The sequence below is a fragment of the Leptospira fluminis genome, from assembly GCF_004771275.1.
In the GTDB taxonomy this organism is placed as follows: domain Bacteria; phylum Spirochaetota; class Leptospiria; order Leptospirales; family Leptospiraceae; genus Leptospira_B; species Leptospira_B fluminis.
In genome coordinates this window covers 128,446-147,331 of the sequence record NZ_RQEV01000008.1, presented here as the reverse complement: position 1 = coordinate 147,331, position 18,886 = coordinate 128,446, and the positions used below count along the sequence as shown (strand labels likewise).

Sequence of the window (18,886 nt, the reverse complement as noted above, 5' to 3'; positions counted from 1 at the left end):
GGTTAAAACGGTCGATTCTGCTCGTTTTTTATCGTCATCTTATCTCATGTTTGGCGAAAGTGGAAGCCGGTCACAAACGACTCGCTCTTTTTACGATCCTTTTTTTTTACTTTGGACTTTAAGAACTGCTAAATTTCTAAGGATCGGAAAATTTTCCGGAATCGGTCTGTTCTTCCTTTTCTCCTTCTCAGCCTGCATCGGATCCCCTTCCTCTAAAATCGCTCCGTTGGCGGAGAAGGGAGTCTTGGATTTAAGGGAGTGGAATTTTTCCGAGGACGGAATCGTTAAGTTGGATGGAGAGTGGAAGTTCCAATGGAAAGAACTGACTCTTTCCCGTCCTTCCGAAACGAGTTCCGAACGATCCATATTGACCGTCGTACCGGGAAACTGGAATCAAATCTCGGGCATAGAGGGATTGAATTCCTTCCAAGCCTACGGCTATGGTACGTATTCTTTGAAGGTCTTGCTCGGAAAGGATACGGAAAGATTGATGTTGCGTTTTCAGGATGCGGGAACCGCGGCTTCGGTTTTTGTGGACGGAAAAAAAATCGCACGTAACGGAGTCGTGGGAATCGATTCCAATTCCTCCAGGCCTCAATACCTTCCGCAATACAATTCTCTTTCTTTTCCAAAAAACGAATTTACCATTACGGTGGAGGTTTCCAACTTTCATCACTTTAAGGGAGGACTTTGGGAATCGATACGGCTCGGAACCGAATCAGAGATGCAAATCTTCCGCGAAGATCACGCCAACAGCGAAATGTTTCTTTTCGGAAGCATCATGATTATGGCGTTCTATCATTTCGGTCTTTTTTCGCTTAGGAGAAGGGACTTGAGCGGACTATATTTCGGGGCTTTCTGTTTTTCCATCGGTATGCGTTTGCTGGTGACTGGGGAAAGGTTTTTGATCAGAAAAATCCCCGACCTTCCTTGGGAGTTCTGGAACAAAATAGAATACTTATCCATATACGTCTCCGTTCCTCTTTTCGTGAATTATATGGACGCTCTCTTTCCGGGTGCCATTTCCGGTAGGATCCGAAAATCTACGCAGTGGTTCTATTCTCTTTTATCGATTTTCGTGATTCTCACTCCGGCGAGCGTTTATTCCCATTCGATGATTCCGTTCGAGTTACTAATGCTCCTATATATCGGGTGGTTGATTTTTATACTCGCGAGGTTGCTCTATAGGAGAGCGGAAGGGGCGTCGATGGCCTTGGGAGGACTGTTAGCTCTTACCGCGAGTTCCATAAACGATATACTGTATTCCCAAGCGCTCGTCAGTACGGGGTATTATCTTCCTTTCGGCCTCTTCGCGTTCATATTCGCCCAGTCGTACCTGCTTTCCTTCAGGTTTTCCCAAGCGTTCCTGTACATAGAGCGCTTGTCGGATAACCTTCTGGAAGTGAATAGGGCTTACAGTAGATTCGTTCCTTTGGAATTTTTGAAATTTCTAAATAAGGAAAACATAACGGAAATAGGATTGGGAAACCAGGTCCAAAGGGAAATGACCATCCTTTTTTCCGATATCCGGGATTTTACTCATCTTTCCGAAAAGATGAGTCCGAAAGACAATTTCGATTTTTTGAATTCTTACATGAGAAAAATGGGACCCGTCATCCGGAAGAACCACGGTTTTGTGGATAAGTATCTAGGCGACGGTATTATGGCCTTATTTCCCGATAGCGCAGATGACGCTTTGCAGGCGGCGATGGAAATGCTTAAGGAGCTCGAAGATCTGAACCAGAGCAGAAAGGAGAAAAAGTTCGAGCCGATCCGTATCGGAATCGGGCTTCACACCGGGACCTTGATGTTAGGAACCATCGGAGAAGACCAACGCATGGATGGTACCGTGATTTCTGATGCCGTCAACTTAGCCTCCAGGATAGAAGGGTTGACCAAGCAATTCCAGACGAATCTTCTGTTAAGCGAAAATACGTATAAAAAGATCCGCAACAAAAGAAAATTCAGATTCAAGAGACTAGGAAAAGTCGCAGTAAAGGGAAAGTCCAAATCCAGTCAGGTATACGAAGTCGTCTGTTAGGCGGAAAAAAATAGAGAGAAAATTCCTATCTTTGCGGTTCCCGAATTATAAACTTAGACGCTTTTATGATGAAAGAAGATCGTGTTTCAAGGTTTTCTTTCCTTCGGCATATTGACATAACGAATTTTTGATGGATACTGAGACCCGGATGGCTTGCATCCGGAGGTACTATGAAAGTCAATGAAGGAACGCTGGATAGAATTCTACGCGTTGTCATAGGAATGACTCTGGTCGGAGTGGGCTTTTGGTCTAAAACTTGGACGGGAGGATTCCTGGTCATCATCGGATGGATTCCGGTGCTGACGGGTTTAATCGGATGGTGCCCGTTTTATGCACTGTTCGGCTTCCACAGTTATCGGGTTAAGAGATCTTAACCGAAGAAAAGAAAACGAAAACCCCGGCGATTCCGGAGAAATTTCGAGATCGTCCCGGGGTGATTTTAGATCAAGGTAAGGATCATCTGAACCAAAATCGATCTCCCTTTTGGAAGCCGGCAACACCTTCCCGGAAAGATTCGCTAGTCACTACCGGATAAATTCCTTTCGCTTCCGTTTCCAGCGCCTCCTCCAAGGGGCGTCCGTATCCGTCGATTGCGGAAGTGAGATCCGCCATCAAAGCGTCTCTAGGAACGGCGCAGATTTGCTCGGCGTATCTCCTTGCTCTCGCGATTCCTCTGCCTTTGGGAGTGACTTCCCATACGAGCCCGATCGCATACGCACGGTCGGCACGAATTCTCTGACCCGTAATGATCAACGGAAGGGCGGAGCCGGGACCGATCAGCCAAGGCAAATAGACGGTTCCTCCGTCCGCTAACGGAACGCCCCAGCGTCTGCATGCTACGGAAAACATTGCCTGCTTTTCCGCGATCCGGATATGGCCGTGGCAGAAAAGTTCCAACCCACCTGCGTATGTGTAACCTTGGGAAACCGTGATGACGGGTTTTCTCTGAACCACTCTGGTTCCTCCCATGGGGCCTGTGGAGTTTTTGATCCAGTGCCTGACTTCATCGTTCGTTCCGTTAATTTTCATCAAAGTGTTCAGTGCGTTTAGATCCGCGCCTGCACAAAAGGATTTTTCCCCGGTTCCTCTCAAGATTGCCACGGTCAGGTCCGGGTCGTCGCGAAATTTCGTCCAAGCGGAAAGTAGTAAGTCCGCGGTTTCTCCGTTAACGCAATTGTGTACCTCCGGACGGTTGATTACGATTTCGAAAATGTTTCCGTTTTTCACGGGAATGATTTCCGTAAGAACTGTTTTCTGATTCATACCGTTTTTCTCCTGTCCTAGATGTCCCGACCTACGTTCTACTCGCGCCCAAGAATACAGTCATTTCGGCTTCTGAAAAGAAGAAAAGAAATCCGGTATGCCAAATCTTCATCGATGTTTCGTTTAGCGAACATCGTTATTTTATATAAAAAGGATGCGGATCCGACTATCGCGTCTAAGATTTGTATTACAGTAGATACTGGGAGGTTTTTATGATTCGATCTAAAGTCGGGTTTGCCCTCGGGGCGTTGGTCTTTTTCCTTTCGACAGCATCGGCGTTCGCTGCGGATCTGAAAGTGAGCAGTAAGTCCTTGAAGGAAGGGGGAAACATTACCAACGAACAGGTGTTCAACGGATTCGGCTGTTCGGGAGAAAACGTTTCACCCGATCTAGAATGGTCGGGCGCACCTAAAGACACGAAATATTTCGCGGTTACTATGTACGATCCCGATGCGCCTACTGGAAGCGGGTGGTGGCATTGGGTCGTATTTAATATTCCGGCTAATGTTACCAGTCTTGCCGCAAAAGCAGGAAACGAAAAGGGACCTCTGCCCGCCGGAGCGATCCAAAGTCGTACGGACTTCGGCAAGCCGGGATACGGCGGACCTTGCCCACCGCAAGGACATAAACCCCACCAGTACATTTTCCGTGTGATCGCGCTCAAAGATAAGGTTCCTTTGGACCAGGATGCACCCGGAGCGATGGCCGGATACTATATCAATTCTCTAAAATTAGCGGAAGGGAAGCTGACCGCGAAATTCGGAAGAAAGTAGAGGTTTGTAGGAACTTGCCGGAGGAGATCGTTTCGGATCACTCCGGCTTTTCGAAATCAATTTTTACTGGGCGAGTTTTTAGTCAGATAAAAGAATTTCTGCGGAAAAGCGTCGTCTATCACTCCTACCGTCTTAGGACCCGTAATCGTATCCGCAAAGGCTACCAATTCCTCGTCGCTCCGATAGATCAGACTCCAATCCATCACTTCCATGATCCCGATTTCATCGGAATCCGCCGAAAAGTTTCCTAGGAAAATCTCTCCCGTCGGATTCAAGATGGAATACAAATGAGAACAGATCTTCTGGGCGGTGCGGGTTTTAATATAATCGAAAAGTCCAGCAGAATAGATCATGTCCATTTCGGAAACCGGCACGTATTTTTTGGGATTGGCCGCAAATCTGGAAATCTCTATATTCAAACAATGGAAATCCAGTTTCTTTTTGCTGCGTAAAAGAGCGATTCGTATTCCATGTTTCGCTTCCGTGATCGCTCTCGGATCCTGATCCAACAGAAAAATGCTTAATTTATCCAATAATGATTGGTCGGCATTCCGAACAAGAGTGACGACTTCTCTAGCGGGACCGCAAGCCACCGATAATACGTGGATTTTGCCTTCGGCCTTTTTCAAGCGATCCAGTATGGTTCTATAAAAGAAATTCTGTCTATGAAAGACCGCCTGCGCCGATTTCAAATTTAAGGTACACTTGTGTAGGCTCTTTCCCAAAAGGTTCGTGCCTTCGTTCGTGTTCCTATAGATGGCGTCCATCATCTCAAAATCGCCGGCATAACCTAACGGCTTTACCGTAGCTCTTTTGACGAAAGGATCTAAGAACAGGAATTCCCGCAATTCCTGGCGGATGTACTGGAAATTGTATCCGATCTCGTTCGGAGGCAACTCGTGGTAAAGATCGTTGGATTTCTTCTTTAAAAATTCATAAATCGGTTGGAGGAGCATATAAGTAGCTTCGTAAATTTCCTCCTTCAGATTGTACCCCACCGCGTATTCATAATCGTTCAGACTGGATTCCAATTGGGCCAATAGGGGAGCGATCGCCTGGATTTTTTCCTTTGCTTGGAACACGATGGATAGGGAACCGCTGTGAGGATTTTTGGGTTCATCCGATTCGATCTTGTTCTTAATCCCTAACAGGGAATCATGGAGAGTCCGAAACAGTTCCAAGTGAATCGGTTCGTCGAATTGTACGCCATATTCGTAACCGGATTCCGATTCTTTTTCCCAACGGATTACTCCGCTCAGCTTTCTGCTGTAATGGATCACATCCGTATAGATACTCATTTCAAGAGCGGATCCGATCGCTTCGGACACGGTGATCGGATCGGTATGAAAGATTCTCGTGCCGTGTTTCGATACGTCCCGAAGAACCGCGTTTAAGGAGCATTCCTGTCCGTTTAAGGAATGGATTCGGTATTGGCAGCGGTACGTAGGAACGAAAACTTCCTCTTTCGGGAGCTGCTTTTCGATTTCTTCCGCGATTTGGTTAGACGAGGTTTTTTCCATTTACGTGTTTCAGCCTTCCTAAAAGATTTAGCGCGATCGGATTTTCGGGCTCGTGAGAAAAGACGTCCCGAAGAAGCAATTCCGCCCTCTTCGAGTCGCCTATTCGTCTATAAGAATCCGATAATACGATTAGATTGTTCACATGATTGGGATTCCGATTCCGGAATCTTTCCCCGTATTCTATGGAATCCTTGTAATTTTTGTTTTTGTTCAGATTTTTGGATAGAAAATACAGATAGTGGGATTCGATGGGAAAAGCTTCCACGATTTCCTTTGCGGCTTCGATCGCTTTATCCATACTTCCGCTTTTGAGTCCGTCAGCTACGATCTGCTTTAAGTGATCCAGTCTAGGAGAGGAGGAGTCCTGTCCCGATCCATTTTTGAGGGAGGCCGGAGCCTTGGGAGGGTTGAACGTGATTTTTACAAGCGAAAGGTCGTCTATGATGTCTCCGGATTCCTGGAGAGCGGTTACGATTCCTTCCAGCTTGCCTTTTCCTCTCTCCACTTTCTCCAAAAAGAAGTTTTCGTCCTCCACCATTCCCTTGGCGTTGACGGCGGGGTCGAAGACCATCAGGTCTTCCCGGCCGTCCGAACCTAAAATGATCGCATCTCCCGAATGCATCTGGAATAGGCTTACGAATAATTTGCTCCTCAATTCCAGCATTCCCACTTTTCGGAAATAAATCTGGGAATCGATGAACGTGGCCTTTCCGTCCCGGTAGAGGACGGGGAAGGGATGCTCCGCATTTATGTAATATACGAGTCCTAACTCCTCGTCGATCAATCCGATCACCATGGAGATCATCATCGCGCCGTCAAAACTCTCGAACGTCTTTTGCAATTCTATGACGGCGTTTTTTAGCCAGCGCTCGGGGTATTGGTTCTGTAGAACCTCCATCATCTTGGTTCTTTGGACCATAGCGTGGAATACCGCGCCGAATACGATCGCTCCTCCTGCTCCCTGTAGGGATTTTCCCATCGCGTCCGCGTTTACGAAAACCGCGTAACTTCTTCCTTTTAAGGTGATCACGTTAGAGACGCTGATATCCCCTCCGATCTCCTGGCGCCAAGTCTTGAATACGAATTTCTTTTTCTGACTGGTAAAGAATTCGATATTCACCGAATTGCTTTTGGCTAGGTTCAAGCTCAACGGCTGCAATACCAAAGAGGTGAGAAAGTAATCCCCATCCTGCTGGGACTTTAAATTGCTGATCATGTCCATCTTTTCGAATTCGGATTTGGTCAGAGAGAATTTAAAGTGCGCAATCGTCACCGAGATCACGATGGTTCCCAACATAAAATAGAGATTGTTGATGATTGAAATAACCTGGTATTCCGGATCCAACAGCAGGTTGAGGATCACATACTGGGCGACGATGATGAGACTGTTCAGCGCTCCCTTCCATGCGTTCCAAGGTAGGAAGAGATTTACCGCGATAAGAACCAGATTCAGTCCGGCGTAATAGGAAGATTCGAATCCACCGAGACGGGTCGTCATCAGGGAAATGATTCCCCCTACGATGAAAGTGAACACATACGCATGAATCGCATTCCAAGGATTCGGAGGGGAATATTTTAAAATAATGAATTGGACGAGAACGATCAGGCTAGCGGCGGCTCTTAGAGTGAAAAAATACGTCAGGTTTTGGTCCAGGTAATTTTTCGGGATGATGAAATAATCCAATCCGCCGAAAATCGGGACCAAAGTGAATCCGAGTACGCAAACGATCTGAATCCATTTCTTTTCCAAAGTCCAAACGAATTTTTGAAAACTCTGTTCTTGAGCGAGCATGTATATGTCCTTAAAAGAAAGTGAGTTTAAGATCGGATTCTTCTTTTCTTATGCAAAAAAGACTAACGTTTTCGAACATCGACTCGAATGAAGCGAGAGGGTGTGAAAATTTCAGCTATTCTAATCAAGGATAAAGCAACGTCAATAAATAATTAATTCGAACAAACACAATGTTTTCTTTTAAAACGTTTATTTTGAATAGCGATTCCGAAATGTTACGAGATTGAAAAGGTCCCGTCTTTCGTTGCGGTGCACCAGTCTCAGGTTTGGCGAAAGGGTCTTCCAGATGAACGAAATTCCCTTGCTTTCTAAGCGAATTTTTCCAATCTGTTCGTATGAAATTTTTCGGACTCTCCGTCTTTTTGGCACTGCTTTCTTGTTCCGTAACATCGCATTCTTCCTTCCAAGTGGTTCGGGGAAAACCGGGAACGTTGGCGGATGTGCCTCTTGCGGAAAGAGGACCGATCGTTTTTCAGAAGATCGTTTCCGCGGATTGGGCCGTGGATCGTGGCGGTCTGATCAATTTGAAAGATCAGAAGGCCAGGGATGCCAAATTGGAACCGGGAAAGGAACCCATTCAAATCTATTTTTACGTGATCGATCATCCCAAGTTCGGCCGGTATGTGATCGATACGGGAGTCGCGGAAGTATTCAGAAAGGATCCTAAAGAATGGCCGATTTCCTCGATGGTGGCCTCCGCAATGAATACCGCCGATCTGAAAATCCACGTCACTTCCGAAGAATGGTTGAAGAAAGAGAACAAGAACGTGAACGGCGTCTTCTTAACCCATATGCACATGGACCATATCATGGGCACCTTGGATTTTCCTTCCGGAACTCCGATTTTCACCGGAAAACGGGAAAGCACGAAGAGAAATTTCCTAAATATGTTCGTTCAAGGAACCACGGATCGGCTATTAGGTCCTGCTCCCGCTTTGGAAGAATTGACTTTTACCGAGACGGAAACGGCTGCCGCAAGAGTCTTGGACTTTTTCGGAGACCAATCCTTTTACATCCTGCAAGTGCCGGGACATACCGTGGGGAGTTTGGCATTTTTAGTACGCAGCAGTAACGGTCTGCAATTGGTAACAGGGGATACCTGCCATACTCGCTGGGGTTGGGAAAATTCGGTGATTCCGGGAAGTTATACGGAGGATCCGGAACGAAACCGGGAAAGTTTGGATTTCCTAAAGGCTCTCGCCGCGAAATATCCGAAAATCCAGGTTCATCCGGGCCACCAATCCATTCCGGTGGAACAGAAAAAGTAGAAGTCGACAACGGATCGGGCCACCGAAGAATGTCGGAGCCGCGATCCGGCGGAATTCTAACGTTAGGCGGGCGCTTTCATCGCCTTTAAACCGGAGGCAACGTCTACGATCGGTTCGTAACCTAGTTCTTTCCGGGCCTTATCGATCCTGATCGTACATTCTCTTCCCATAATATCCGTTGCAAAACGCATTAGAGGAGGTTCCTTCCGGATTCCGAAAAGACGCCAAACACCTTCCACGATCCAGGCCAGGGTTCCCGCTATTGAAGAAGGAACGGAACCGCTCGGCAATTCCACTCCTTGCGTTCGCATCATCTCCGTCAAAAAAGAGCGGAAAGGTTGGTCAAAACCGTCCGTGACGAAATAGGCGTTCCCTCCGTTTCCTTTCGTAAGCGCAAGTTCCGTAGCGTGGACCAGGTTTCCGATGTAAGTGGTAGAAGTCTTGGCCTTGCCTCCGTCGATCCATAGAAATTTTCCTTCGGAAACCATCTTCAGGAGTACCGGCAAAATCGACGTATCTCCGGGCCCCCATACGAATCTAGGTCTTAAAGAGAGGGTTTGAAACGTTTTTGAATTCGCCGCTAGGACGGCCCGTTCTGCTGCCCCTTTCGTTTCGCTGTACAGATACGGAGTGGATTTCGGATAAGGGTAGGTCTCGTCGATTCCGATCATGTTTTGGCCGTTGAACAAGGCGGCTTCCGTACCCATGTGAACGAATCTCTTGACGCCCGCGGTTTCGGCCGCCTTCAATAATTGGCGGGTTCCTTCCACATTCGCATCCCAAAAATCCTTCCTCGTTCCCCAAGGTCCTACAAAGGCGGCGCAATGTACTATGGCGTCCACTTCTTGCAGAAGGGAAGGATCGACGGAACCTAGACTTCCTCGAACGATTTGCGCTCCCAGTGATCGCAAAGCTTGGTCGCTAGTTTCGGAACGGGAAAGGGCTAAAACGGTGTGCTTTTTGGAGATGAGTTCTTTTGCGATCGCACCTCCGACGAATCCGGAAGCTCCGGTGACAAATATTTTCATAGATTCTCGTTAGACTGCGAGAATCCGAAAAAGTACGTAAGATTGTTACGGATCTATGTGATCCAGCCAGAGTTGGATTTTATCCATCGCCTGTTCCCATTTTTTCTCTTCCGTAAAAGAACCGGAGGACAATTGCACGATTTCCAAGTCGCGTTCGTTCCGGACGGGTCGAAGAAGAGATTTCTCCATTTTTTTGATCCGCCGTACGTCGAATCCTCCGTAGATCAGAAGTACGGGCATCGCCAACCGGATCGAACCGTCCCCGTCCAAGCCGTCGGGATTTCCGGAAACGGAAATAATTCCGTCCAGATCCATCTTCTTCTCCAAGACGGCTTTGACGACGTAGGCGACCGCGTCGTAGGAGGCGCAACAAAAAAGGCGGAAGTTCTTTGTCTTATTCTGGGCGCGTAACCAGGCCACCACCGAGAAGAGTCTGTCCCTGAGTAGAATCGTGTCCACTCGATTGAAAGAGATCGATCTTTCCTGAATCGTAAGTAGACTTTCGACCTGAAGAGTCGCTATATTTCTGGAATGTAATTTTTCGCACAACTTGCTGAAGTGAACGTTGGCTAGATTGCCCAATCTTTCGGATACACCTTCGACAAGAAGTACCAATTTCTTCGCGCCGACGGGTAAATCTAACCTTGCGGAAATGGATACCAAATGAACGGGAATAGTTAATTGGGAAGATTCGACTTTCGTTTTCACGTCCAATGTTTTCCACCAGATCAATCGGTATTAGATTTCCATCAATTTTAGGAGGGCGTCTTCGTTTCGAATCGCTATGAAATTCTTATCTATTTCGATCCATCCTTTCGCCTTCAAATCGGCAAGAGCCCGGACCAGGGTTTCCGTTTTGGATCCTATCGTCGTAGCCATGACTTCGCGGCTAAATTTTACGTTGATTTCTGAGCCGTATTTTTCCTTCAGGGAGAGTAGAAATTCCGCGAGTTTGGAATGCACTTGTTTCGTTCCCATAGAGTAGATCCGATTTTCGGCGGATTTGCATTCTTTGGAGATGTATTTCAGAATCGCATTTTGAAAGCGATAATCTTGGTTGAATAACTGTCTGGTGTCCTCTCCGTTGATGTAGATTACGACGGTGTCTTCGAGGCATTCCGCGGTTTTATTGTACGAATCCTCGGAAATCGCGTCTCTTAATCCTACCCAACTTTCCGGAGAGTAGATTTTCAAAGTCTGCTGTCTTTGGCCGTTCGGAGAGTCTTTGAATGTCCGGACGGTACCACTTAAAATCAGGTAAAACCCTTTTGTTCCTTCTCCTTCGGAAAATAGGATGCTTTTTCTGGGAAGTTTTAGGGTCCGTTTTCCGAATTTCTGCTCCAAAAGATAGTTATATAGATCTTTCGAACAAACCGGAAACGTAGACCAGGCAGAAACGGAAGGGGTTTTCTCTTCTTCGATTTTATATGCCAAGGCGGTAGCCATAAATCAATACCTCGTTTGTCCTTTGTTGCTTGGACAGGTATTTTATACGGCAATCCGTTTCGATAGTCAACGGGCAGGGGGCCATTCGATCAATCCGGAGGGTTTTCGGCGGAAATACAGGGGCAAAATCTAGAGGAGTTCCTTGATTTTGGAGATGTATTTTCGACCCACAGGAAGTTGGGTTTCCTCCTCGTCTTTGAGAAATACGGTGTAATTTCCGGTACTGTCGCTTTGGAGTCGAATCAGGTATTCCAGATTGATGACGAATTGTTTGAAGATTCGCAGGAACTGTCTCGGAGGCAGCTTCGTTTCCAGGGCCTTCAGGGATTTGTACGTCACGTATTCTTTGCTTTCCGTGTGGATAATGCTGAAATTATCTCTCGAAGAAATGTACACGATGTCTTTGTACGGAATCAGGAAATAATTTTCCTTTTCTAAAATGAATAGACCGTGCTCGTTAAAGGCATTCTGACTCTCGGCACCCTGCTTTCCGATGAATTCCAGGGCCCTGTCCACCGCCTTGTTGAATCTTTCCCGCGAAAACGGTTTAAGCAAGTAATCGATCGCTCCGAACTCGAACGCTTCTATCGCCTTATCCCGGAGAGAAGTGATGAACACTATGTAGGGGATTTTTTCCAGTTTTTCCAATACCTCCAATCCCGAAAGCTTCGGGAGATTGATATCCAGAAAAACGAGATCGTACCAGTTGGTCTGAAGGGAATTCAGGGCTTCCAACCCGTCCTTCGCAAGTCCGGTAAGTTTGAGTTCGGAGCGACTCAGACAATAGTTCACGAGCAATTCCCGAGTCGGGGCTTCGTCCTCTACGATCAATATTTTCAATTCTTGGGCCGGCTGGGACATTCTACCTCCGGAACTCCGAACGGTTCGGCTCTTCAAAAAGCACCGTGACTACGGCGCCTCCGTCCGGATGGTTGTCTATTTTCAGTTCGGATCCGATCAGGTAATATTTCAAACGCTCCGAGATATTTCCCAAGGTTCGAGAATGGTTGACGGTGGATTTGAGTCCTTCTCCGTTGTCGCGGATCGTAATCACCGTCTTTTTACCTTGGATTTTTGCGTTCACCCAGATTTTTCCGCGTCCTTCTTTGTCCCGGATTCCGTGTATATAGGAATTTTCCACAAGGGGCTGTAGGATCAAAGGGGGGAGTACGCATCTGCTGAAATCCCCTTCTTTCGTGAGTTCCACATCCATAAAATCCTGGAATCTCAATTTCAACAGATTGATATAATTTTCCATAAATTGCCATTCCACATCGAAGGGAACCAATTGTTTATTCGCGTTATCGATTAAAAATCTGTAATTTTCCGCCAACATCAGAATGGCGGAATCCGCCAGAGAGGAATTCGTTTCGAGGTAGGAGTGGATGATGCTCAAAGTGTTGAATAGAAAGTGAGGGCTCATCCTATCCTGGAAGGTTTTGAGCGTGTTTTCCGCTTGGCGGGCCTTTTCCTCGGCCTCTTTTTGTTCCGTAATTTCATTTCGTATAACAAGGTACTGGATCGGCTTGCCATTTTCATCGAAGATGGGAGAGATCGTGGTATCCACCCAGTAGATTCTACCGTCCTTGGCCCTGTTTCGAATCTCCCCTTTCCATATTTTTCCGCGGGAGATGGTCTGCCATAAATTCCGGAAAAACTCCTGATCGTGAAAGCCAGAGTTGACGATGCGGTGGTTTTGCCCCAACAATTCCTCTTTACTGTACCCGCTGATTTTGCAGAAATTGTCGTTCGAGTAAATGATCGTTCCTTTTTTATCGGTGATCGCCACGATGGATACGGCGTTGAGGGCGGTCTGGAAATCTGAAAGGATCTTTACGGATTTCTGCAGGCTTCCTTCCACTTCCACTCGTTGGGTGACATCGACTCCTACGATCCAGTTTCTCCAGCCGGGAATATGAGCCCGGGAAGGAATCCTGGACCAGGAGACCGTTTTGGATTCCTGAGTTTTGGTCTGGAGCTCGATTTCCCAATTTTCAAAATGACTATCGGATTTCAGAAAGATGTCGGTGACCGTTTTTCGATATTCGGTATTGGGCAAAAGAGAGGCAAAGAGGGCTTCCGAATCGGAGACAGCTTCCTGGAAGGTGAAACCCGTGATTTTTTCCAACTCCCGGTTCCAAAATACGATTCCGGAGTTTTCGTCCATGGCCATGATGAGGACAGGGATATTCTCCAATACGCTTTGGATCGCAACGCCGCTTTCGAGGGTTCTTTGGTCGGTATTTCCGTTTTCTTTTTCCGGCATTTTGAAAAAATCGCTTTTGCTGCGAATTCGTTTCCGAAACGGTTCCATACTATCATTTCGGGCAGACAATTGTCAATATTCAATTTGGCGTTTTTTCGTTTTCCGTATTTCGTCGAATCCGTATATATTCGATATATTGATAGAAAAGTTCCGTAGTGCCGGAACCCATCGGACGAAGATTTCGGTGAGAAGGGAGTTCGTCCGATGAATGATTCGTATTTCATTCTATTCTAAATTATGTATTGGAATATTCGGTATTTTGAATCTGATTTTATTTTGCGACGGTAGGAGAATGGATCGAATCTTTAGTTTTTTTAGGTTTTTTTCTTCCTCTAAAAAGGGGAAGGCCTTGTTGGGCGCCGTTATAGTACTCGTTTTGGTTTTTTTGTCCACCCTTGTCTGGAAGCTGGGGTTCCGCGGCGATACGGTCCGCCCCAAAAAAGGTCCGATTGTGGAGTTGGTATACGCGTTGGGGACAGTCAAATCGGATCGCGTATACCACCTGAAGTTCGGGATCGCCTCCTCCGTACAAAAGTTATTCGTGAAGGAAGGCGATATCGTATCGCAGGGGGCAAAGCTTCTCGTTTCGGATTCGGGAACCCTTTTTCAGGCTCCCTTTACCGGTACCATCACCACGTTTCCGTTTCAGGAAGCGGAGGTCGTCATGCCGGGGATTTCCGTACTGACGATGATGGATCTGAAAAAGATCTACGTTTTGCTATCCTTAGACCAGGATTCCATGCTTCGCATCAAGGTGGGACAACCCGCGCAATTGAGTTTCGAGACTTTACGTGGAATCAAATTGGCGGGCAAGGTCACGAAGGTGTATCCTTCGGACGGACAGTTTTTTGTCAGAGTGGATGTGGATGAAATGCCGGACGGAGTTCTTCCCGAGATGACGGCAGACGTGGCGGTGGAAGTCGCAAAAAAAGAAGAAGCGCTATTGATTCCAGTTTCGGCCATCCAGAAGGGGCGGATCAAAATCAAACGGAGCGGGGATACGATTTGGGTTCCTGCAAAAGTGGGAGCTGTGGACGGCGAGTGGTGCGAGGTGCTGGAAAATTCCGTTCTTTCCACGGATACCGTGTACGTCCAAGAGGAGAAATAAGGGGTCGTGTGGTTTTTAGCGATTCGTCAACTGCTCAATCGCCCTCAGCAAACCGTGCTGACTTTCGTCGGCATCCTCCTAGGCACGGCGGCGTACTGCGTTTTTTCGGGGATCATGGTCGGATTCCAGGAATACATCACGGACCAGCTCGTCAATAACGACGCTCAGATCCGGATTTCTCCGAGAGACGAGGTGATCCGTGAACAATCGTTTTATGGACTTTTTTATCCCGAGACGACCTTTTTAAAATGGGTGAAGCCTCCTTCCGGAAAGTTGGACAACACTCAGCTGACCAACGTGAACGGATGGTTCCGAAAATTGGACCGGGACGAAAGGGTGGAAGCCTACGCCCCGCAGTTGAACCGGCAATTGATCTTTAAGTTCGGAAAGCAAAGCCTTCCCGGCAAATTACAGGGAGTGGATCCGATCCGACAGATGAGGGTCACGACCATCGGAAATTACGTGGAATCCGGAAACTTCAAGGATTTGGATCGAGGTGGGGACATGATCTTTGCCGGTTCGGGTCTTTTGGAAAAGCTGGGCGCGACCTTGGGAGATACCGTTCATATCGTTACCGACGACGGAAGAACGGCGAACGTAAAAGTGGGCGGAGTGATTCACGTGGGCAATCGTATGATAGACGACACTGCCGCGTATGCTTCTCTTCGGACAGTTCAGAGGATCACGCTCTCCACCGGGGTCGTCTCGGAAATCGCGATCCGTCTGAAACGGCTGGATATAGCCGCCGATATGGCGACGGAATGGGCTTTCTTTACCAGGGATAAGGTGGAGAGTTGGGACCAGACCTATGAGAACGTCCTCGCGGTATTTAAAACTCAGAATATAGTACGGAATACCACGACTTTTACGATCATGTTGGTAGTTGCATTCGGAATATATAATATATTGAACATGGTGGTAAATCAGAAGAAAAGGGAGATCGCCATTCTGAGGTCGATAGGATTCGACGAGAACGACACGATCCGCCTTTTCATCATCCAGGGATTGCTTCTGGGAATCGTGGGTTCATTGGCGGGCTTAGTACTCGGCGCCATTGTATGTTTCTTTTTGGACGGATACCCTATAGGGAATACTTCCTCTTCCAAGACGCAAATGATGTCGAACGTGATGCGAATTTCCTGGGACTGGACGATTTATCTGAAAGCGTTCGGATTGTCGGTAGGATGCTCCGGGATCGCGGCCTATATTCCCGCCAGGTCCGCTTCCAAACTTTCTCCGGTGGAGATCATCCGAGGAAGTGCCTGATATGAATCTGGAGAAAACGGAATATTCCATTTCCTGCAAGAATCTTCGCAAGAGTTTCGGAGAGCCTCCGATCGAAGTGATCCGGGGAGTGGAGTTCGGTCTGAAAAAAGGGGAGTTCGTTTCCCTAACCGGAAGATCGGGATCGGGGAAGTCCACGCTTTTGTACATGCTCAGCGGTTTGGACGAGCCTAGCGACGGTCAGGTGATCCTGGACGGAAGGAATCTTTTCCAGATGAAGAGTCTGGAGGCCCACCAATTCCGGAACGAGCGCATCGGGTTCGTGTTTCAGTTCCATTATCTTTTACCGGAATTGACCGCGATGGAAAACGTTCTCATGCCGGCGCGTAAAGTGAATCAACAAGGTCTTAAAAAGGAATATGCCAGGCAGCTCTTCAGCGAATTCGATTTGGAGAATTGTAAGGATAAATTTCCTTCACAAATGTCCGGAGGAGAGCAGCAAAGAACGGCAATCGCAAGAGCGCTCATCATGAATCCGAGCTTTCTTTTTGCCGACGAACCGACCGGAAATTTGGATACGGCTAACGGAGACAAGGCGATGGAAATCTTCGGAAGAGTCAATAGGGAAAACAATACCACGATTCTCTTCGTAACCCATGATCCGGATTATGCCGCGCTTGCACACCGGCAAATTCGCCTGGTCGACGGAAAAGTGGAGTCGGATACGGTGCAAAAGCACTGAAATCCGACCGTACGGTAGAGCGGATCTATACCGTCTTTTTGAATCTGGATTTTCCCAGGACCTCTCCGATTTCCGAGGCTTTGTAAGGTTTATCCAAAAAACCCTGCACTCCTTTCAGTTGCAGCGACTTCTTTTTTTCTCTTTCGATGTTTCCGGAGGTGACTATAATGGAGGCTTGCGGATTAAAGTCGAACAATTGGCAAATCAGAGCTTCTCCGCCCATTCCCGGCATTTCCAGATCCGTGATCACTACGTCGAATTTTTCCGGGGTTTTTTTGTACAAGAGAATCGCTTCCTCGGCGGTTTTACAGGTTCGGACCTCCGCGCCCATGAGTCTCAAGAGTTCTCCGAGCGCTTCCAAAACCAACTCCTCGTCGTCCACCAATAGGGCGCTCAAATTTAAATGATTCGATTTTTCTAATGTATTATTTTCCTCTTTCGATTTCGAATGTACGATCGGAAAATACAGCGAAAATCTAGTTCCTTTCCCTTTTTCGGATTCCACCGAGATAAAGCCGGAATGTTCCGTGACGATTCCGCGAACGATGGAAAGTCCTAATCCGGTCCCGTTCTTTCCTTTCGTGGTATAAAAAGGTTCGAAAATCCTGTCCTTGTATTCGTCCTCTATACCGACGCCGGTATCCGCTATGTCCAGTTCCACATAATTCGTTTCGTTAGCGCCGGGAAATTTGCGACTTAGGGTCTTCCCGTCCACGATGCCGCCCTGAACGGAGATCCTACCTCCGTTCGGAAGCGCGTCTCTCGCATTCAGGATCAGATTCATCACGGCTTGGTGCAAGTGACCCGAGTCCGCTAAAATAACCCTATCGAGAGAGGAAAAGTTCGTTTGGAGCGATATGTTCTTGGGTAAGGAGAAGCGCATCATATCCGTCACTTCCTTTAACAAGGGCGGGAGAGAGGTCGGTTTCATTTCCGCAGAGACGGGGCTCGAAAAAAGAAGTAGTTGTTTCGTAATACCTTTCCCGCGGCTACAGGCCTCTATGATTCTTTCCGAATGCCTTTTGAGCTCAGGATTCGAAGACGATAATGTTCGTAGGACTTCCGCAGTCCCTAGAATCATCGTTAATAAATTGTTGAAATCGTGCGCGATCCCTCCGGCCAAGAGCCCGATACTTTCCATTTTTTGCGCTTGTCTGAGAGTTCGTTCCGCGGCCGTTCTCTCCGATACGTCCCGTACGATCCCTTGCAAAAGGCCGGAGTCTAGATATTTTGCGCTGATCTCGACCGTGACTGTGGTCTTATCTTTTCGGACCAGACGGCGCTCCAGGATCATCATTTTCCTATCCTGCAAATCGAAGAAACGGAAAGGCATTCCCGAAAGGTCCTCCGCCTGTACCAAATCCGTTAAATTCAATTTCAGTAATTCTTCCCGTTTGTAGCCCAGCATCCTGCATCCGCTAGGATTGACTTCCAAAAGTTTTCCTTCGGAGTCCGCGACGAAAATTCCGTCGGAAGCGTTCTCCACCAGATCGCGGTATTTGTTTTCGCTCTTTCTTCTCCCTTCCTCCGATCGTTGGTACTGTAGAGAAAGCTGGACTAGGTAGGCCGCAAAAAAGATCAGTCTCAGATCCCGTTCTAAAGGAGCCCGTACTGTCTTATAGTAAATTGCGAACGTTCCTATGATCTTTCCTTCAGGCGATCGGATCGGCGTGGACCAGCACGCGCGGAGACAATGCTTGACCGCCAGATGTTTGTAATCCGCCCAAAGCGGGTTCGTCCGAATATCCTCTACGATCACCGTTTTTCCGGTATACGCGGAGGTGCCGCAGGAGCCGGCCTTCGGTCCGATTGGAAATTTTTCCAAAGAGTGTAGGTATTCCTGCGGAAGGCTGGGAGAGAGCACGTTTTCGATCCGGGCTCCGAGCGGATCCAGAAGTACGACGGAAGTAAATGTATCCGGGGAAAATCGTTCCACCGTTTCCATCAATTTGATCAACAATTGGTGAAGTGGAAGGGAAGTTCCGAGTCCGTCAAAGAGGCATTGCAACAGGGCTTCCGCACGCTTCTTTTCCTCCAGGGACCGGCGTAGTTCGCCGGGGTGAGAAAAAGTTTTGGCTCTGAAAAAAAAGGAATTTTCTTTAAAACCGACCTCTAATCCGGCCCAAAGTCCTAGATGCAAAAACAGGACTGCATAAGCGCCGGAAGAAAGGATGTCGGTAATCTTGGGAGAAAAAGGGGGATCAAGAAAGTGCAAGTAGAGAAGGAAACATATCGTAAAAGAGATGATTCCGAGCACCAATTTGATTCCAAATTTAGCCATTGCTGATACAGTAACATATCAGAATCGGCTAAGCAATCTTTAGGTTAGAAATTTAGATGATAAAATCCCAGTTCTTGGACCGATTGGAGACATTTCCTCTCGGGGTGGGTGGCCTTTTCCGGTTTTCTAAGAGG

At 47.4% G+C, this 18,886-nt stretch carries 16 protein-coding genes; 7 read left to right on the top strand and 9 right to left on the bottom strand.

Features of this window, described 5'->3' with window-relative positions:
- Positions 1-46: 46 nt before the first annotated feature.
- Positions 47-2,041 carry an adenylate/guanylate cyclase domain-containing protein gene (locus EHO61_RS07480; RefSeq protein WP_135813006.1) on the top strand — a complete coding sequence of 665 codons (1,995 nt, stop codon included), beginning with the start codon at positions 47-49 and terminating at the stop codon, positions 2,039-2,041.
- 170 nt (positions 2,042-2,211) lie between these two features.
- A complete protein-coding gene (locus EHO61_RS07475) occupies positions 2,212-2,415 on the top strand; it encodes a YgaP family membrane protein (protein ID WP_135813005.1) in 204 nt (67 codons plus the stop codon).
- Between the two features lie 82 nt (positions 2,416-2,497).
- Here EHO61_RS07475 and EHO61_RS07470 read toward each other — a convergent pair whose 3' ends face one another.
- Positions 2,498-3,304 carry an enoyl-CoA hydratase-related protein gene (locus EHO61_RS07470; protein ID WP_135813004.1) on the bottom strand — a complete coding sequence of 269 codons (807 nt, stop codon included), beginning with the start codon at positions 3,302-3,304 and terminating at the stop codon, positions 2,498-2,500.
- A 212-nt stretch (positions 3,305-3,516) separates the two neighbouring features.
- Here EHO61_RS07470 and EHO61_RS07465 point away from each other — a divergent pair, with 212 nt between their 5' ends.
- Complete coding sequence (locus tag EHO61_RS07465; RefSeq protein WP_135813003.1) at positions 3,517-4,077, top strand: YbhB/YbcL family Raf kinase inhibitor-like protein; 561 nt, start codon at positions 3,517-3,519, stop codon at positions 4,075-4,077.
- A 56-nt stretch (positions 4,078-4,133) separates the two neighbouring features.
- Here the strand turns inward: EHO61_RS07465 and EHO61_RS07460 are convergent, their stop codons facing one another.
- Together EHO61_RS07460 and EHO61_RS07455 are read right to left on the bottom strand one after the other, a co-directional pair.
- Entirely contained in the window at positions 4,134-5,597 is a 1,464-nt protein-coding gene (locus EHO61_RS07460) for a PilZ domain-containing protein (protein WP_135813002.1), read from the bottom strand.
- A complete protein-coding gene (locus tag EHO61_RS07455) occupies positions 5,578-7,389 on the bottom strand; it encodes a PP2C family protein-serine/threonine phosphatase (RefSeq protein WP_135813001.1) in 1,812 nt (603 codons plus the stop codon). Before EHO61_RS07455 ends, EHO61_RS07460 begins: the two co-directional genes overlap by 20 nt.
- A 335-nt stretch (positions 7,390-7,724) precedes the next feature.
- Between EHO61_RS07455 and EHO61_RS07450 the strand changes: the two genes are divergently transcribed.
- Complete coding sequence (locus EHO61_RS07450; RefSeq protein ID WP_135813000.1) at positions 7,725-8,657, top strand: MBL fold metallo-hydrolase; 933 nt, start codon at positions 7,725-7,727, stop codon at positions 8,655-8,657.
- A 62-nt stretch (positions 8,658-8,719) separates the two neighbouring features.
- Here EHO61_RS07450 and EHO61_RS07445 read toward each other — a convergent pair whose 3' ends face one another.
- From EHO61_RS07445 to EHO61_RS07425, 5 genes are all read right to left on the bottom strand, one after another.
- Positions 8,720-9,685 carry an NAD-dependent epimerase/dehydratase family protein gene (locus EHO61_RS07445; RefSeq protein WP_135812999.1) on the bottom strand — a complete coding sequence of 322 codons (966 nt, stop codon included), beginning with the start codon at positions 9,683-9,685 and terminating at the stop codon, positions 8,720-8,722.
- A gap of 45 nt (positions 9,686-9,730) precedes the next feature.
- Entirely contained in the window at positions 9,731-10,393 is a 663-nt protein-coding gene (locus tag EHO61_RS07440; RefSeq protein ID WP_246032046.1) for a dienelactone hydrolase family protein, read from the bottom strand.
- A gap of 30 nt (positions 10,394-10,423) precedes the next feature.
- Positions 10,424-11,131, bottom strand: coding sequence for a Crp/Fnr family transcriptional regulator (locus EHO61_RS07435; RefSeq protein WP_135812998.1), 708 nt, complete (start codon positions 11,129-11,131; stop codon positions 10,424-10,426).
- Positions 11,132-11,260: 129 nt separating this feature from the next.
- Positions 11,261-11,992 carry a LytR/AlgR family response regulator transcription factor gene (locus tag EHO61_RS07430; protein ID WP_135812997.1) on the bottom strand — a complete coding sequence of 244 codons (732 nt, stop codon included), beginning with the start codon at positions 11,990-11,992 and terminating at the stop codon, positions 11,261-11,263.
- Between the two features lies 1 nt (position 11,993).
- Positions 11,994-13,397, bottom strand: coding sequence for a PAS domain S-box protein (locus tag EHO61_RS07425; RefSeq protein WP_135812996.1), 1,404 nt, complete (start codon positions 13,395-13,397; stop codon positions 11,994-11,996).
- Positions 13,398-13,689: 292 nt separating this feature from the next.
- Between EHO61_RS07425 and EHO61_RS07420 the strand changes: the two genes are divergently transcribed.
- The 3 genes from EHO61_RS07420 to EHO61_RS07410 are packed head-to-tail and all read left to right on the top strand — an operon-like array spanning position 13,690 to position 16,471.
- Positions 13,690-14,505: an efflux RND transporter periplasmic adaptor subunit gene (locus tag EHO61_RS07420; RefSeq protein ID WP_135812995.1), complete on the top strand. Its 816-nt coding sequence runs from the start codon at positions 13,690-13,692 to the stop codon at positions 14,503-14,505.
- 6 nt (positions 14,506-14,511) lie between these two features.
- Entirely contained in the window at positions 14,512-15,771 is a 1,260-nt protein-coding gene (locus tag EHO61_RS07415; RefSeq protein WP_135812994.1) for an ABC transporter permease, read from the top strand.
- 1 nt (position 15,772) lies between these two features.
- On the top strand, positions 15,773-16,471 hold the full coding sequence (locus EHO61_RS07410; RefSeq protein WP_135812993.1) for an ABC transporter ATP-binding protein: 699 nt from the start codon (positions 15,773-15,775) through the stop codon (positions 16,469-16,471).
- Between the two features lie 25 nt (positions 16,472-16,496).
- Here the strand turns inward: EHO61_RS07410 and EHO61_RS07405 are convergent, their stop codons facing one another.
- Entirely contained in the window at positions 16,497-18,752 is a 2,256-nt protein-coding gene (locus tag EHO61_RS07405) for a hybrid sensor histidine kinase/response regulator (protein ID WP_135812992.1), read from the bottom strand.
- Positions 18,753-18,886 lie beyond the last annotated feature (134 nt).